Origin of the sequence: Neobacillus sp. CF12 (genome assembly GCF_030348765.1) — a bacterium.
Taxonomy (GTDB): Bacteria; Bacillota; Bacilli; order Bacillales; family Cytobacillaceae; genus Neobacillus.
This window is the reverse complement of record NZ_JAUCEU010000007.1, coordinates 16,670-33,478: the sequence shown is the minus strand read 5'-3', so window position 1 is coordinate 33,478 and position 16,809 is coordinate 16,670. Positions and strand designations below refer to the sequence as shown.

Annotated in this window: 18 protein-coding genes; 3 read left to right on the top strand and 15 right to left on the bottom strand. The window is 38.5% G+C overall.

Annotated elements, in window-relative coordinates; all coding sequences use genetic code 11:
* The 6 genes from QUG14_RS00230 to QUG14_RS00210 all read right to left on the bottom strand — a co-directional run bounded on the left by QUG14_RS00230 (position 1) and on the right by QUG14_RS00210 (position 4,831).
* Positions 1-1,545 (bottom strand): spore germination protein, encoded by a 1,545-nt coding sequence (locus tag QUG14_RS00230; protein ID WP_289338416.1) that lies wholly within the window; start codon positions 1,543-1,545, stop codon positions 1-3.
* Positions 1,546-1,731: 186 nt separating this feature from the next.
* Positions 1,732-2,190 carry a hypothetical protein gene (locus QUG14_RS00225; RefSeq protein ID WP_289338415.1) on the bottom strand — a complete coding sequence of 153 codons (459 nt, stop codon included), beginning with the start codon at positions 2,188-2,190 and terminating at the stop codon, positions 1,732-1,734.
* 5 nt (positions 2,191-2,195) lie between these two features.
* On the bottom strand, positions 2,196-2,699 hold the full coding sequence (locus tag QUG14_RS29685) for a hypothetical protein (protein ID WP_353961051.1): 504 nt from the start codon (positions 2,697-2,699) through the stop codon (positions 2,196-2,198).
* An 18-nt stretch (positions 2,700-2,717) separates the two neighbouring features.
* Complete coding sequence (locus QUG14_RS29680) at positions 2,718-2,984, bottom strand: hypothetical protein (protein ID WP_353961050.1); 267 nt, start codon at positions 2,982-2,984, stop codon at positions 2,718-2,720.
* A 126-nt stretch (positions 2,985-3,110) separates the two neighbouring features.
* A complete protein-coding gene (locus QUG14_RS00215) occupies positions 3,111-3,653 on the bottom strand; it encodes a GNAT family N-acetyltransferase (protein WP_289338414.1) in 543 nt (180 codons plus the stop codon).
* A gap of 17 nt (positions 3,654-3,670) precedes the next feature.
* Positions 3,671-4,831, bottom strand: a complete 1,161-nt coding sequence (locus tag QUG14_RS00210) for a dynein light chain family protein (protein ID WP_289338413.1) — start codon at positions 4,829-4,831, stop codon at positions 3,671-3,673.
* 156 nt (positions 4,832-4,987) lie between these two features.
* On the opposite strand from QUG14_RS00210, the gene QUG14_RS00205 reads away from it, so the two are divergent.
* Positions 4,988-6,763, top strand: a complete 1,776-nt coding sequence (locus tag QUG14_RS00205) for a LysM peptidoglycan-binding domain-containing protein (RefSeq protein ID WP_289338412.1) — start codon at positions 4,988-4,990, stop codon at positions 6,761-6,763.
* Between the two features lie 571 nt (positions 6,764-7,334).
* Here QUG14_RS00205 and QUG14_RS00200 read toward each other — a convergent pair.
* Both QUG14_RS00200 and QUG14_RS00195 read right to left on the bottom strand, forming a co-directional pair.
* Positions 7,335-7,535 (bottom strand): cold-shock protein, encoded by a 201-nt coding sequence (locus QUG14_RS00200; RefSeq protein WP_026568674.1) that lies wholly within the window; start codon positions 7,533-7,535, stop codon positions 7,335-7,337.
* 192 nt (positions 7,536-7,727) lie between these two features.
* Positions 7,728-8,453, bottom strand: a complete 726-nt coding sequence (locus QUG14_RS00195; RefSeq protein ID WP_289338411.1) for a DUF2161 domain-containing phosphodiesterase — start codon at positions 8,451-8,453, stop codon at positions 7,728-7,730.
* A gap of 171 nt (positions 8,454-8,624) precedes the next feature.
* On the opposite strand from QUG14_RS00195, the gene QUG14_RS00190 reads away from it, so the two are divergent.
* Positions 8,625-10,193 carry a hypothetical protein gene (locus tag QUG14_RS00190; RefSeq protein ID WP_289338410.1) on the top strand — a complete coding sequence of 523 codons (1,569 nt, stop codon included), beginning with the start codon at positions 8,625-8,627 and terminating at the stop codon, positions 10,191-10,193.
* 55 nt (positions 10,194-10,248) lie between these two features.
* On the opposite strand, the gene QUG14_RS00185 is transcribed toward QUG14_RS00190, so the two are convergent.
* The 3 genes from QUG14_RS00185 to QUG14_RS00175 all read right to left on the bottom strand — a co-directional run bounded on the left by QUG14_RS00185 (position 10,249) and on the right by QUG14_RS00175 (position 13,052).
* A complete protein-coding gene (locus QUG14_RS00185) occupies positions 10,249-11,343 on the bottom strand; it encodes a threonine aldolase family protein (RefSeq protein WP_289338409.1) in 1,095 nt (364 codons plus the stop codon).
* A gap of 108 nt (positions 11,344-11,451) precedes the next feature.
* Positions 11,452-12,444, bottom strand: coding sequence for a biotin synthase BioB (gene bioB / locus QUG14_RS00180; RefSeq protein ID WP_289338408.1), 993 nt, complete (start codon positions 12,442-12,444; stop codon positions 11,452-11,454).
* A gap of 17 nt (positions 12,445-12,461) precedes the next feature.
* Positions 12,462-13,052 (bottom strand): biotin transporter BioY, encoded by a 591-nt coding sequence (locus tag QUG14_RS00175; RefSeq protein ID WP_289338407.1) that lies wholly within the window; start codon positions 13,050-13,052, stop codon positions 12,462-12,464.
* 216 nt (positions 13,053-13,268) lie between these two features.
* Between QUG14_RS00175 and QUG14_RS00170 the strand changes: the two genes are divergently transcribed.
* Positions 13,269-13,709: a GNAT family N-acetyltransferase gene (locus tag QUG14_RS00170; protein ID WP_289338406.1), complete on the top strand. Its 441-nt coding sequence runs from the start codon at positions 13,269-13,271 to the stop codon at positions 13,707-13,709.
* A 2-nt stretch (positions 13,710-13,711) separates the two neighbouring features.
* On the opposite strand, the gene QUG14_RS00165 is transcribed toward QUG14_RS00170, so the two are convergent.
* From QUG14_RS00165 to QUG14_RS00150, 4 genes are all read right to left on the bottom strand, one after another.
* Positions 13,712-14,458: a YqjF family protein gene (locus QUG14_RS00165; RefSeq protein WP_289338405.1), complete on the bottom strand. Its 747-nt coding sequence runs from the start codon at positions 14,456-14,458 to the stop codon at positions 13,712-13,714.
* A gap of 18 nt (positions 14,459-14,476) precedes the next feature.
* A complete protein-coding gene (locus QUG14_RS00160) occupies positions 14,477-15,493 on the bottom strand; it encodes a S66 family peptidase (protein ID WP_289338404.1) in 1,017 nt (338 codons plus the stop codon).
* 69 nt (positions 15,494-15,562) lie between these two features.
* Entirely contained in the window at positions 15,563-16,117 is a 555-nt protein-coding gene (locus tag QUG14_RS00155; protein ID WP_289338403.1) for a GNAT family N-acetyltransferase, read from the bottom strand.
* A gap of 23 nt (positions 16,118-16,140) precedes the next feature.
* Positions 16,141-16,809 carry a phosphatase PAP2 family protein gene (locus QUG14_RS00150; protein ID WP_289338402.1) on the bottom strand — a complete coding sequence of 223 codons (669 nt, stop codon included), beginning with the start codon at positions 16,807-16,809 and terminating at the stop codon, positions 16,141-16,143.

The window sequence follows — 16,809 nt, the reverse complement described above, 5'->3', positions numbered from 1 at the left end:
TTATGATCCCTCTCTTTGTTTAACCATATCCTTTGGCTTTAAATATCCTGGGCGGAACCTTTCTTTCATCGGAACATGTCGAATGAGCAAGTCCTTTGAAGAGAAGGAATGTGGTGTCATAGGTGCAAAATAGGGAGTACCAAACGATTTCAATGAAACTAAATAATAGAGTCCACCAATAAATAAAGCTGTCACTCCATATATCCCCATAAACCCTGCTGAAAATATAAATAAAAATCGGGTAATACGAATAGCGAAATTCATGCTTATATCACTGATAATAAATGAGCTTAATCCACTTAAGGCAATAACAATGATTACTATTGGACTAATAATGTTCGCCTGCACCGCGGCTTGACCAAGAATTAACGCACCGACAATCCCAATTGTTGGACCAATGGGAGATGGCACACGTAAACCAGCTTCACGTATTAGCTCAAAGGCAATTTCCATCATGAGGACTTCTATTATTGATGGAAAAGGTACCCTTTCCCTCGTCCCCGCAATCGCCATCAATAAATCAGGAGGAATCATTCCGACGTGAAAATTTGTAATTGCAATATAGATAGAAGAGGTGAAAACGGCAACAAACAGGGCTAAGAACCTCAGAATTCTAATGAAATTACCATAGGGTGTTCTCAAGTAGTGATCTTCCGGCGAATGAAACAACGCCCAAAAAGTAGCAGGCAGGATTAAACAAGCTGGTGAATTTTCCATTAATAAAACAATATGCCCTTCTTCGATATAAGCCGCCGCACGATCAGGACGTTCCGTATAGAGTATAGTAGGAAATAAGGACCTGGGCCGCTCTTCTAGATATTGCTCTAAAATACTTAAATCAATAATACTATCAACACTAAATGAACTTAGCTTATCTTTTATGGTTTTTAGCAGTTCTTCATTTACAAGGTCCTTTTGGTAAACAAGAAATACATTGTTTCTGGATCGTTTTACAATCGTCTGCGTTTCAACTAGAAGATTTTCATTTTTAATTTTCTTACGGATTAAGGCAATATTGTCGATTACTCTTTCATTAAAAGCTTCTTTTGCCCCTTTGACAATGACCTCATTGTCAGATTTTTCAATGGAACGGCCACTAATTTGGGTCGTTTCGAACAAATAACATTGTTCATCGCCATCGACAAATAAGGCGGTGTTCCCACCAGTAATAAATTCTGTAATCTCACCAATATTTGTATTTGTACTTGCAATAGGGTAAGCAACGATATCGGGAATTTTTTCTCCCGGGTGCTCGTTATCAATTAATGGCTCCATTATGCTTTCCATAATGATTTGTAAACCTACCATTGTGCTCAAGTAAATAATAAACCCCCTGCGGTTGAGGGAAGTGATGGTGAACTCACGCACTTTGACATCAATATTATCTGGAACAGAAAAAAGAGACTTAAAAGTCGCTAAATTTTGATCATAACTAGCGCTAATATCCTGTTTCTTTAACTCAATTACCTCGGCATTGGACTGTTCATTAAAATCAGGTTCAGTATTCAAACCCTTCTTCCACAAATTGGAGACCTTCTTCCGCATCCAAAACCCCTCCCAGTTTTTATATCCTTTTCCAACTAAAGGAGTTTTATGTATAAATATTGGTGCATTATTGGGTGCTGAGACACCTTATTAATAGTTGAGCAACATATAGTGGTGTCCAGGTACACCTATGATGACTCAGCACCCCTTGTAAGTGGGTTTTTTATGTACTTTATTTATCTAGCATTACATTACTTTTGCTACTCCTAACGCAAAATGGTTCCAAAGAATCATTTCAACAAATTCTGCTTGTGTCTCATCACATTCAATAATGAGAATAACTTCTGAATGTTTCCCTTTTTTAAGTCTATTTTTCTTCTTTAAAACCGTCTCAGTAAAAAGGCTAATAGCGAATCCCAGAACAAATCCGATAAAGGCACCAATAAGTCCCCAGTAAATTGGCCCCCACGCCAATTTAAATCCAATACTAGCACCAATCACCGAAAAAGCAGTGGCTAGTGCCATCCCTATATCACTAAATGATGTTCCGTCTGAATGATGTGTAGAATCAAAAACCTTCCGATTCTCTGTTCTATTATCCAGTGGGATCGCAAATATATCTTCTTTATTAATCCCCTTTTTCTCCAATTGTGAAATCGCTATTTCTAAAAAAGCATTACTTTCAAAAGTGGAAAAGAGTTGCACACGGATCACGTCACCTTTTGTCCTTTTAGTAATCGAAAACCTGGTACTTGGTAATTCTTTTTTATATACTTCATTTGTACCTCTTTGTAGAGTTTATTATTTTCAATCGCGCTCATGTACGCATCAAAAGCAGCGAAACCATAATGTGATGGCAGAAATAAAAGCCATTCAGGATTTATTACGGCAGTGGCCATATCTACTTTTCCTAAAAATAAGAGGGAAACGGCCTCTTGGGCATGCGAAAAATAAAAGAAAACAACCACCCAAAAGATAACAAAAAACGCTGTCATAATCCTATGTACATATAGCTGCCCAAGACCAGGCACAAATAGCGACCATACCAGGGCAATAACAGGGTTTCTTTTATCAAGATAATTTATTTCTACTGCTCCTAAACTGAATGTATTAAAAATGTGATCCTCACTGTCTGCTAAAAGGTAAATTTTGTTCATATCAACGGTTGTGCGATAACTATCCCATATAGTAAATATGTAAACTGGAATATACATTAAAAGCCATCTTGTGTCTTAAACTTCCTTCGCCAAATCAATATTTCCTTGAAAGGAGTAAATCATCGCTAGATTAACATGAGCCTTTATATTCACAATAACTTCCCAAATAAACAGAGCATACCCTCTCAGGTATTTAGATAAAAGCAGATGTCCGAAACCTGGAAATGCAGCGGACCACCAAGCAATAATATAAGGGTTTCGGACGTGAATTTGAGAGATGCCTGCAATACTAACATGGGCTTTGTATCGTCTGGCACTGTTGTCATTGGTATAGTTGTTCATTTTTCCACCTACAGGAAACAATTAATTTTAATTTCCAGTAGTTTTCCAAATAATATCTTTATGATCCTCTGATTAACATACATAAAAAAACTCGTCCACGTTGAGGTGAACGAGTGTGTTGATTATTTAGTTTTTCCAATCATTTGCTAGCATACTATACGTAACAATGTCTTCGTAGTGGTCAAACAGCCATTGCCCATCCCGTTTAACTCCTTCACAAACAAAACCTAATCTCTCAGGAATAGCAATGCTCTTATGATTGTTTACAGCGACTTGGATTTCGACTCTATTAATCTTCAAGGTTTCAAATAGGTATTTTAATAACGAAGATACTGCCCTAGTGATAATGCCTTTACCCTGTGCTTCTTCAGACAGGAAATACCCAATACTTGTTGAGCTGTTTTTCCAGTCGATATAATGGAGTCCTACCATCCCAACTACTTTCCCATTATATCTGATACCCGCGTCAAAGCCATTATTGTCCGCATAGTTTCTTATCCAAATCGGAATGATCGGCTCAAAATCTTCTGCTGATTTGCGTTTATCTACCCATAGCAGCCATTTCCGCAGATGTTCACGGTTTGAATCGATTAAATCATATAATTCTTCCTTATGATGCTGCTGCAATAATTCTATTGATATTTCTTCATCTACTTTGTAAGCAAACATTCCCTTTACCCCTCATTTTAATAATCATTCTTTAGAGCTATTTTTTCCATTTCAATTACTCTTTTTAAGTAGTCATATTCTCCTTTTTCGAGGATGTCTATCTCTCGGTTCGTAGCCAGCAAAATTTGCTCTCGACATTTGGCTACTCTTTGAATCATCGGGTGTATAGTGAGGCTTGAAAGATTTACGAAGTCATACAAATCATTTAAACAAACCGGCAGTTTGTACCCTTTATTGCTAGAGGCAATTAACAACCCATGGTCACGAAGCTTCGAAACAATATTTGATCGAAAATAATGCTGCTTTATTTTGTTTACCCTGATAGCATTCAGGTTCTCAAGAATTTCCTCCGTATACACGTACTCATCCGGATTTTCCTTCAAATTAAATAGAAGAAACTTAAGTAAATCAATTCGGACTCTTTCATCCTCATCTTCACTTTTCATATGTTCTTCTATGTATTGGTAAGCCAAATTAACTGCTTGTTTAATGATAATTTGATCGGTTTGTGAATCTGTTTTTTCAAAATGGTAGTCATAAAGATAGTGCTTATAATCATGTGGCCACAGGTTAATCGTGATGATTTTATTTCTTAGAAGTTTATAGAACGATGGATACTGCTCAGAAGGTTGTTTGACATCATAGCCTTTGGCAATCGTTCCTGCAATAAACTCTGCCAGTTCAAGGAGAATTTTCGACTGGTTATTATTAAAACCAAAGGTCGAAAAATTAAATAAATCAGGGATGCACTTCCGTTTTACGTATGTGATAAATTCTTGCATAAACTCCTTTGATCCCTCTTCATCCGCAACAAGGTCAAGGGTATCGAAAGTCCGGTATAAATCATCAAAAATCTTTCGATTAAAAAATTTAATAAACGTCTTTTCATAGGTAACGCCACTATCTTCCCTAATTTTCCGCTTATCAATAACATAGGCATAGACCTTAAAAGGTAAGTCCTTTAAATCCTGTAAGATTTCCATTCGAAGACTATCATCTATTTCCCTTTTTTGAATATGATTTCGTTTAATTTTTTCAACTTCCTGTTCAAGAATTTCTACATCAAAACCTTTTACTAAAATAGAAACGATTATTAAGTGGGTCGAAGTCTCAGATTGATCAAAATCGAATCCGTATTGGCCAAATTCATTTATAAAAGCATATTGGATATCATTCAATTTTTATCCCACCTCACCAATGGAAAAACTTACTATACTTATTTCAACAAAAAACAATTTAAACCTTTTTAATCTTAAAAAATCTTATAGGACTATAGTACCTATCGAAAAAAACCTAATAGAACGGTTCTTTTTCGAAGGGAGAATACTAAATAGGTGAATGTTCAAAGACATGAAATAAGATTGGACCCACAAAGTAATCAATTAACATTATTTATTTTCTTAGACAACCACTTAACTGAGTTTGCTGCTGATTTAGGCAGTACACCAGCTACAACTAAAGGCATACAAGCAACAGCCAAGCAAATCTTAAAAGAAGGCTATCCGGGATTAAAGGTAACGATGATTAAGGTCATTCTCGGAGGAATGGCGATAACATCTATCTCATTAAGTGCAAATGATAATGATACTGCATTAGCTGCAGACCCCCCTCTAAATGTAGCCCAAAATGATGGTAGTAAAATCACTCCCTATACCGTCGTGGCGGGAGATACGGTATATGGAATTGCTAAAAGGTTTGGAACCACACCGGAAGCATTGAGGAGTGCAAATCACTTATCCACTGATATGCTTCAAATCGGACAAGTTTTGAACATCCCTTCCTCGGTATCTACGCCTACAGAATACACCGTTGTTGCGGGAGAAACTTTGTGGGGTATTTCGAGTCGATTCGGAACATCCGTTTCTGCTTTAAGAAGTGCCAATAACCTGACCAGCGACATTCTGTCAATTGGTCAAACCTTACTCATTCCCGCTGCTGGTGTTAAGCCGGCTGCTCCTGAACCTGCTGCCGCCACACCGTATACGGTAGTGGCCGGAGACACTTTATGGAGTATTTCAAGTCGTTTCGGTACATCCGTTTCTGCCTTACGAAGTGCGAATAACCTGGCAAGCGATATTCTGTCAATTGGTCAAACATTACTCATTCCCGCTGCTGGAGTTAAGCCGGCTGCTCCTGAACCTGCTGCCGCCACATCATATACTGTAGTGGCCGGAGACACTGTATGGAGTATTTCCAGCCGTTTTGGTATCAGTGTATCTTCCTTACGGAGTGCGAATAACCTGACGAGTGATAATCTTTCAATTGGACAAACATTAACTATTCCGGCTGCTGGAGTAACACCTGCGCCCGCTCCTGCCCCAACACCACTTGTACAAGAAGAGAGAAAGACTTTTACATATTCTGTTAGGTCTGGTGACAGTCTTTCAGTTATTGCAAAGCAATTTGGTATAAGTATTGATTCCATCCGCACAGCAAACAGTTTAACAAGTGATATTTTGCAAATTGGCCAGGCTCTTACCATTCCTGATGGACTAAATCCGCCCGTGCAGACAGCAAACAATACGATAACCTATACCACTCACACCATCACATCTGGTGACAATATTTGGGACTTAAGTGTACGATATGGAATTCCTCAGGCAGAATTATTGCGAGTTAATAACCTAACAACTAGCAGTAAGCTAACAATAGGTCAAAAATTGAAAATACCTGTTCATAACATTGCTGTGAAAGAGGTTGTTAGTGACAGACATGGAGAATTTTTGGATTGGTGGACAGAGGCACAGTATATTTTCTCCATTGGAAAAACTGCAAAAGTGACAGACTTTGCTACTGGGAAGAGTTTTAGTATTAAACGTACCATTGGCGCGAATCATGCGGATAGTGAAACCATTACGACGAATGACTCCAACATCGCAAAATCAATTTGGGGAGGATTTTCGTGGACTCCAAGGGCTGTGATCCTTGAAATCGACGGCAGGAAGATTGCAGCAAGTATGAGTTTCATGCCACACGAACGCGAGTATATTGCAAACAATGGTATTACCGGACATTTCGACGTCTATTTTGGTAATAGCACACGCCATGTTGATGGGAAAGCCGACGCAAAACACCAAGCACAGGTTGAAAAAGCCGCCGGCCTACGCTAATATTACGTATTTTTTAGACAATTTTTTGATTATTTTTTAAAAAGATTAGGGATTGAGGAAAATGTATGCTATACTGTGTCTACCATTTGCTTTACGTTTTACGTTTTTCGATTACCCGCCCTGCTCATTTTTTGAGCAGGGTTTTTTGTGTTTCGTGCCTTTGGTTTTTTCAACACCATAGTACGATTAACTCCTAATCGTTACCCCTGCCCCTACTTTTCCCAGGTTGCGGGCACGATTCTGTCTGAATCCTAACCTCTCCTCCTACTTTTCCCAGGTCGCGGGAACGATTCGCTCATAATCGTTCCCTCTCCTCCCATCTTCCCATGTTCGCGGGCACGATTCGCTCATAATCGTTCCCTCTCCTCCTACTTTTCCCAGGTCACGGGCACGATTCGCTCATAATCGTTCCCTCTCCTCCCACTTTTCCCAGGTCACGGGCACGATTCGCTCATAATCGTTCCCTCTCCTCCCATCTTCCCATGTTCGCGGGCACGATTCGCACTAAAAACTTCTGAAACAACGAAAAAAGACTCTCAAATGAGAGTCTTTTTATATATGACGGTTCTTATTAAGCTTTACGAACGTTAGTAGCTTGGGGTCCACGTTGACCTTGTTCTACTTCAAAAGTAACTGCTTGACCTTCGTCTAAAGTTTTGAAACCTTCGCTTTGGATAGCTGAGAAATGTACGAATACATCGTCTCCTGCTTCTCTTTCGATGAATCCGAAACCTTTTTCTGCATTAAACCATTTCACTTTACCTTGTTCCATTTGTTGTTTCCTCCTCGTGTGCTATGCACACATTGTGTTACTATCCTTGCTCAGTTCTTTAGACGTAAAGTTTGAAAACTTTTTAATCCAACTGACAAACAAAAATAATTCTCCTTTACTATAACAGACAAATTTCACAAATGCAAATTAATATCCGAAAACTTTTTTAAAATTCCCAAAAAATGTTTCAATTTAATTGGAATCCTCAATTTTATCTAGGTAATACTTTACAAGTTCCTGATACTCTTGCACCTCTAATTTGCCCTTCTCCGTAATCATATAGGTGCCTCTCTTAATCCGTTCAAACCAACCATAATAGTTTTTCGATAATATTGATGGTATTTTATCACCCGCACCCATATCTTTTAAAGCCTTCGGGGATAATGGTCCCATTTTATCTAGTAAACAAGCAATGTGAATACAATTTTCTTTGTAAGCGGTCATAATTTTCGTCCGATTGCTTCCACCAACATTGAAATCTGCACTGCGCCCGCTTATTTCCTTTAAGATGGCCTCTCTTTTCAACTTGTTCCGGGCAGTGCCTTTTTTCTGAATAAATTGAGTTGGATGGATGAGGATTTCTGCTTTTGAACGATTACCTGAGAAGGAAACGATAATTAATCCAAGCTCTAGCCTTTTGATCAAATGACATTTATCTGCCCATTGCTTAGATCTCATCCGAACCTTTGGTTTAGGAATCGCTATATATACTTGGTCTGTTAACTTTTGTCGTTTAGCAGCCTGGATTAGAAGATCTACACTTAAGGTAAGTTTTAATTCAATAATAACCAACTCATCCTCTTTTACAGCGACTATGTCACAGTCTTTCACTTCACCATAAACCTCATAGCCATCATGTGAAAAATACTTCTGAATCGGCTTATATAAATCTACCTCTTGTATTTTTTTATCGTTCATTTATATCTCCTAAAGTCTTTTTCTCCTAGTTATTTTACCATGAAAAAGTCCAAAGACTTATTAAAGATGTATCCTAATTTTATTGGAAATAGCATTTTCTGTCAGAATTATGTTAATATTATTTTTGTTGAAATAATTAGAGAAATTGAACTAGTACCGTGGGGGAGTATTATGAACAAAAAATTCAGCACGCATCTATATTGGATCATACCCGGATTCATCTTGGTTTTCGGTTTGCTATTATTATTCTATCAAAACTTCTCAAAAGTGACGGAACCTCCAGCTCCAGATTGGAGTAGAGCTTTAATGGTCGGAGTAACTGACCTAAATAAACTGCCTCCTGTTAAAGTAACGAAAGAGGGAGATTTTGTTTTTACTAGATTTGAAGGTGGAAAATTAGCCACAACCACACTTGGCAAGAATTTCAAAGTGATTGATCAGAAAACATACGACATACCTGTAGATAAATGGACACAAGTTTATCAACATGAGGAAACGGTTATCTATTTTGATTTCAAAAACATCTATGACCAGGATAAGAATAAAATTGTCTCGGATGTCGAAAAGTTCTATCCTTTGGAAACCACTATTCTTTATGTAAAAGAAAATGTTCTCTATCAACTTACACCTGAAAGTAAGCAATCCGAAAAGATTATCGATATTGATCTAAAGAAACTGGATATTATTCCGCAAGAAAACGCAGAGGGAGTATATTTACTCGTTTATTCATCGGATCCAAACGGGGTTGACCTTACACTGCAACAATTAACGAACGGAAAAATAAATTCCGTCTATCAAACAAGACTGAAGGTTGACCCAGGAAAAGTGGTGAACGATATTTCCTTTGCATTGGAAAATCAGACACTGGCACTGTTACTTCAGGAGGAGTTAGAATCAACACAAGGAAATCCAGAGTTTTTTAACTATTTTATGCAAACAAATATTACTGGTAAGGATACGCAGTCGCTCTACGAACTTACCTTTCAAGATCCGGCAGGAACAAACAGTTTGACCGAGGTTTCTGATGTCATTCTTAGATTTAAAAATGGTGAACCAACCATCCTATTTCACGCAAATGGGCGAACAGAGACTCAATTCAATGACAAAACAACCTTTAATATCTATACGGCAGTAATAAACGAAGATGGTTCCACAAAAACAGAACGCCGCAGCAACACACCAGAAATTTCAACGAATCCGCAATGGATGGATGAGGAAACCATTGCATGGGTTGATTTGGATGGTGATGGACATAAGATAAAAATATCATCATCTAATAAAGATGCCATAAGTGATTTAATTGAGTTCACCCAAGATGATTGGTTGCACACCCTTGGAAAAACACTTGGTATGGTAACATCGTCATTTTTCGCAATTGCCTTTTCTGTTATCTGGTTTATATGGCCGATTCTTTTCATTGTGTTCATGTATATGTTTAGAAATAGAATCGCTGACCGTGATCCAGGCTGGTACTTCTATACAGGAATTGGACTTTATGCTGTAGCAGCGATTATTTGGAAGGATCAATTTTTCGTCGACAACATTTATACAAACGCTCCAACTTACTTAACCTTTACCGGCAGTTCCTATTTTTACTTGATATTATTTGCCATCATCGCTTATTGGTTAACGAATCATACGAAACGCGCAAATGATTGGAGCGGTACCATTAGAATCACGTATTTTGTTGGTATTCACATTTTACTCTTAACAATATTCTTTGGACCTTATGTCATCTAATGAGCAATCCCCCATTCCGATTAACTGAAATGGGGGATTTTTTCTTACCTATTAATTACTTTAATGCCTTCATTTTTTCATCAAGAAGTTGAAAGACCTTTTTTACATTCTCTTTAGGGAGTTGAGCATACAAATCCCCAATGCTTATTTCGTAGTTACTGGTTGTTTTGGTTACTTCACGAACATAACTGGTTAAACCAATGCCAGTTTCTTCGTAAATTGCTGCTAATATCCTTTCCATCTCTTCTTTTGGTGCATCAAAATATACATGAAACATATTGGAAACTGGTTCCAAAGGTTTGGTTGAAACACCATGACATTGGTTAAAGCAGCGAGCAAATTCTTTCGCTTCCTCAAAATACCGCTCCATCTTATTCACTCGTTGATCAAAATAATAATCAGCACTAATAATGTACGGATAAAGGCTGATTAAATCGCCGCCATGACGCCTTTTCCATATTTTTGATTCTTCCGTGAAGCCATGATCCCCTGCGAGAATCGCTCCAGCAATCCCACCAATCCCTTTGTAAAATGAAACATACACACTATCAAAAAGTTCACATACTTCTGTTGCATTCTTCTGATAATACGGCAGAATTTCAAACAGTCTGGCACCGTCCAAATGCAATTTAATGCCCTTTTCCTTACAATACGCCGAAATATCTTCCAATGTTTTATAGTCTGGAAGCTGCCCGCCAATCTCCCGTTGTGGTAATTCCAGTAATAAGCAGGCAATGTCATCCTCTAAACCAATAACATCTTCTAATTGAATGACTCTGTCTTTATCAGCCAATAAATAAGTCTCAATATGGTGCAATTCCTTTAAGCCATCTTCCTCATGAATCTCTAAATGACTTAGCGGGTGATAAGCGACTTTTTTGATCCCTTTTTGGTCACACCAAATTCGTAAGGCAATTTGCTGTGCCATCGTTCCGGTTGGGAAAAATACAGCAGACTCTTTGCCAAGGTATTTTGCCATTTTCGCTTGGAAGTCATCGATGACTTTTCCCTTACCGTACATCTCACTTTCCATTTCTCCATCGATACCCAACAATGTCTCTTTTAACACTTGAATATTCCTTGGACCATGACCTGGCACCTTATAAGTGGTTTTCTTATAGGCTTCTCCTAAATTATTTTGTTCTGACATTCTAGTTCTCCCTTCAAGACCAATTCTCTTTCTACTTATTACTATATATTTTTATCCTTCGAAAAAAAAGACATCACCCAAAGGATGACGCCATTTTAATCGAATGAACTATGATTGAATTGTCTCTTTTACAAAATCCACCTCAAAACCTAAATCCTCAAGCATTTGGTGATCTGCAGTTGTTTCTTGTCCTGAAGTTGTTAGGTAATCTCCGATAAAAATTGAATTCGCAGCATATAATCCCAGAGGTTGTAAGGTTCCTAGGTTAACTTCTCGTCCACCTGATATTCTGATTTCTTTCGTTGGATTCACATACCGCATAAGGGCTAGGACCTTTAAGCAATATCGTGGATTCAACTCCTTTGTGCCTTCAAGAGGAGTACCATCGATAGCATGTAGAAAATTAACAGGAATCGAATCTGCATCTAATACTTTTAGACTCATTGCCACGTTTACTACATCCTCCTTCGTTTCCCTCATACCAACGATTATCCCTGAACAAGGAGAAATCCCTGATTCTTTTATTAACTCAACAGTATTAACTCGATCATGATAAGTGTGTGATGTAGTAATGGAGTCATGATGATCTTCTGAGGTATTAAGGTTGTGATTGTAGCGATCGACACCAGCTTCTTTTAATTGTATCGCTTGTTCTGGTTTTAAAATTCCTAGACAAGCACAAATTTTCAACTGGTATTTATCCTTTATTTCCTTAACTGCTGAAACAACTTGGTCCACTTCATGATTACTAGGACCGCGGCCGCTCGCAACTATGCAATACGTACCAGCATGAAGTTGATAAGCTTGTTCCGCTCCTTTGAGGATAGTGTCTTTATCAACCATTCGATATTTTTGTATCGGAGCACTCGAAATACTTGATTGCGAACAATAGCCACAATTCTCAGGACATAGGCCGGATTTTGTATTCATTAACATATTAAGCTTAACCTTATTTCCATAATAATGATGGCGAATTACATAAGCTCCATGCAATACCTCTAATAACTCCAAATCGGATGAATTCAAAATGCTTAACGCTTCCTCTTTTGAAATATCATGACCATTTAGAACCTGTGCAGCTAATTCCTTCCATTTACTCATCCAATCCCCCCTTGCTGTTAACTCACTTTCTTAACATTGCTTAACTGACTTCTAGATAAGGTACGTTTTAAACGATGTCCCACGATACCTGCTAAAACAGCTAGAATAATATCTTTTGGAAGTGGAACAACCATCCATAACCAAGCCATTTTATAGGTAAATCCGTCTGGTGCGGACGCCCAAATTTTATAAGCCGCATACATCCAGTTCGTTCCGAACACATAGTTGATGGCCATCCCTACAAGTGCAGCGAAAGCATAAACCCGAACTGTATTTTTCATCTTTTCAATTATGTAACCCGTTACAAACGCTGTAAAAACATAAGAAACAATAAAACCAAATGTTGGCTTCAAAAACATGCCAAATCCGCCGCCAAATTGAGCAAAAACAGGAACTCCTACTAAACCAACGAATGCGTAAACCATCATGGCGATGGCTCCCAATCGACTGCCAAGAACCACTCCTGCTAAAATAGCAAAAAATGTTTGCAACGTAATGGGTACTCCACCCACGACCATGAATGGAGCTATCGAGGTAATGTTAGCCCCCACAGCCATAAGAGCTACAAACATTGCAGCTAACGTAAGATCAGTCGTTCTAAGTTTCATAATTATCTCCCCCAAAATATTCCTTAAATTAAGAATAATAGGTTCGTCTTTTTATGTCAACTAGAAATACAATAAGGTTTACATATAAAATTCAATCATGACTTGCGAGTGCGACTCTAAAACCAATGCAGTATCCACATCAAATCGATTATCATACTATAGGTTAGGTATTTGACTAGGGAATTTTTCTAGTTTTTCAAAGGAGATGCAAAGGGAATGACGGTTAGAAGAGCAACCTATGAAGAGACTCAAAGAATCTTAAATTACCATTTGGAGGTATTAAAAGAAGCCACAATGGGCTATGTGAAGCCGAGTCGCGAAAAAGCGATTGAAATGATGACTCCTTTTTTAAATGGCGGGGGTTATTACCTTGTAAGGGTAAAAAATAATAGTATTCAAGGCTGGGTTGGGCTAGGAAGTATCATTGATCAAAATACGGATGAACAGGTCGGATTTATCAATGAAATGTATGTGCTCCCCCACTATCGCAAACAGGGTGCCGCAAAAAAATTATGTAAGGCAGCTTTTATCCAATTACGAGCAGAGGGCTATAAAAAAGTCCAACTAAATGTCTATGCCGGAAACCATGCCAAACATCTTTACGAGAAATTGGGTTTTAAAGACGTTTCTACCCTCATGTCCAAAGACTTATATTAAATTCATTCCATTGCTGGAAGCAACGGCCAAGCACGGACCTCCATTCTTTTTGAAAAATGAAAGACAGGCATTTCTTTTTCGACTTGTATACCTTGCTTGGTCAGGAGCGTGTTGTGATTCATTTCTGCTTCTCCATGCTGCAGCAGCCATGGTTGATGGAGAATATCACAACGAAGCGGTAAGCCCTTTTTGTTTACGGTATAAAAGCAATATCGCTCAGCCATCCATTCATCGAACGTTCCTTTAGGAGCATAATAAGTTTCTGAAATGGCTCTATAGCTACACACTAGTCCTGCTTGATTATTACTTCTTCTTTTACTGTTTAAAGCAAAACCAGACACGTTACGCTTCATTGTGATGTCAGCATGATGATAGGGCAGGTATAAAAATTTCCTAGCCACTCTCGCAATTAACCGGTTGGCAGCGTCTAGACTTAAAAAGTAAACGCCCGGCTTTTCGTCAATGTTAATGTAGGTACGGACATTTACTTGAGGAAAGGTGTTTGTTCCCGGAATTGGCGGTAAACCACGCAGCCGGACTCCAGTCATCTGAAACGAAACGATACCAATCCAACCCATACCGTTATACGAGTCCAACGGGAGCATTTCAGGTACTAGCTCTCGTAATAGCTCAAGCTTAATTGGATAATGTGCAAACAGAAGATCTTTCCAATTTTGTTTCATAAGCCATGGTAATGGCGGGAGTGACCATAAGCGATGCGATTCATCCCATTTATCTTTTTCTTTCATAGTCACCCCTCCTTTTACTTATGCTTTAAAATGTTGAACGACTGTCCCTTTGCCGCCCTCAATCTCAACCACGCCAAAAGCCCCGTTCACAAAGGTGATTTGAGGCGGCACGTGACCACAATCGATGTCATAAATTATCGGTATTTGGAGTTCAGTAGACAAGTCTTGGTAAACATCCTTAGTCGTATAGTTTTCTACTGGCTCTTTGGCAGGACTCCGGCCAAACATAATACAAGAACAGTTATCAAACCATCCTGCTAATTTCATTTGCACTAACGATCTACGCAAATCCGTTGTTTTTAATTCACAATTTTCCAAATACCAGATCACTGGTTCATCATTAATATGTTTTTTCCGAAAACTTTGTACATCACCATAAGGTGTACCAATTATATGTCGGATAATGTCAATGCAACCGCCAAGCAATCGCCCTTCAACCTTTACACTTTCTCCTGTCAGAGTCTTCCATTTGGTTTCCTCCGTTAGGTGAAAAATACAAGGAGAAGGGTTGTCGTGCTGCCACTTTTTTTTATATTTTTCTGATGAATATTGGGTAATCGTTGATCCTGCTTTCGTTGATAATACACTTTCCCACATAGCTGTCGTATCATCAGTATATTCGCCTCTTAAATCAATTAAGTTCGTTCCATGTGCGGTTGCAATACCCGTCTTTAACGTAATAGCCAGCAACAATAAACTCGTATCCGAGTAACCAAGCACCCATTTTTCCTTCAGGTTATCAAAATCAATCTCTTCAAGGACCTCAATAAGTAGTTCTCCACCCCACGGAGGAAGGATGAGATCAATACCTTCGTCCTGCATCATTTCATTAAACTCTTGGGCACGTTTCACTGCTGGTGCAGATCTCGCTTTGTCCTGAGTCCAAACGGTATCTCTGCAAATAATGTTATAGCCTCTATCTTCTAGTCGACTGCATGATCGTTTCACCAATTCATGCAATTCTTCTTCCACGCCTGAAGAAGGTGCGGTTACTCCTATAGTGGCCTTTTTTTTCAAAAACGGATATGTAATCATTCCAACTCTCCCCATCCTTTAACCGTAGAATTGTATTACCATTATTCTACAGTTTTCTAGGAAACGAGACTAGCCTAATTTGTAGGATTCTTTATGAAAAGAAGCCATATACTTTAGGCAATCTTCACCTTTTAATGGAGCTGCAGGCTTACCTTTAAGATGAAGAACCATTGCCATATAGTGTTGGGGTCCCCATTTATAACAATGTTTATAGTCGTCTAACAACTGAAATCCACATTTTTTCCAGAAATGTATTCTTGCATGATTTTCGGGCGTTTCATCACATTCCACCTCAACTAATATACGTTTATATTGAGACTGTGAACGTGCCCATTCGATTATATAATTGAAAAAATCTTTCCCGATTCCATGACCACGGGAATCCTTACGAACTGCCAAATAATCAAGCAGTAACACACTTGACCCAGTCAGAGAACCAGTCAACGCCATACAAAGAACTTTATCGTTTTCCATTAACACGTGCAGAGAACAAAGTCCCCTTGCAAACATGTTTCGAATTATCTTTTCTGGCTTGGTTGCATGCTCTCCAAAAGCCACATTATAGATATCTCGAGTCTTTTGCCATAGGTCTTCAGCCCACTGGTTTGTTGTTATATATTCCATGTCTATGTTCCTTTGTTTCAAATTTAAGATCTTTTTAGCATCCTACTAGCCAGATGCGGTTGTCTTTCCATATACCATTGAAAGAACCAAATGGATGTTGCCAGCCAGAAACCACTGGCGAAATACCCGCCAATTACATCACTAGGGTAGTGAACACCTAAATAAATCCTGCTCACCCCTATCATGAAGACAACAAAGGCACTAAAAAGCAATAATAGGGTCCGACCTGTTCGAGTGAAAATATGCCGCCATAGTAGGAAGGTTAGAATTCCATACACCGTAAAGGCATTCATCGCATGACCACTTGGAAAGCTATATCCACCAATTTCTATCAGGCGATGTAAATCAGGACGTGCTCTTTGGAAGATTTCTTTAAGCAATAAGTTCAGTAAAGGCGACCCGGCCACTACAGCAATAAATAATATCAATTCTTTACGGTGGTGCAGGACCTTATAAAGAAAAAAGATAATCAGTAAACATAATACAATCACAACTTGCGTAGACCCAACCACAGTAAAAAACTCCATGATCTTGGTCAAGAAAAGAAACTCTTGAGATTGGACAGCACGAATAATGGTATGATCAAAATCAACAATCTTGTCTGCCCTTATAAGAATCGCCACAAAGCTAAAAGCCATGAGCGATACCAAACTAATAAAAAAAGCACGAGTAAGTGAAACCTTCAAATTCAT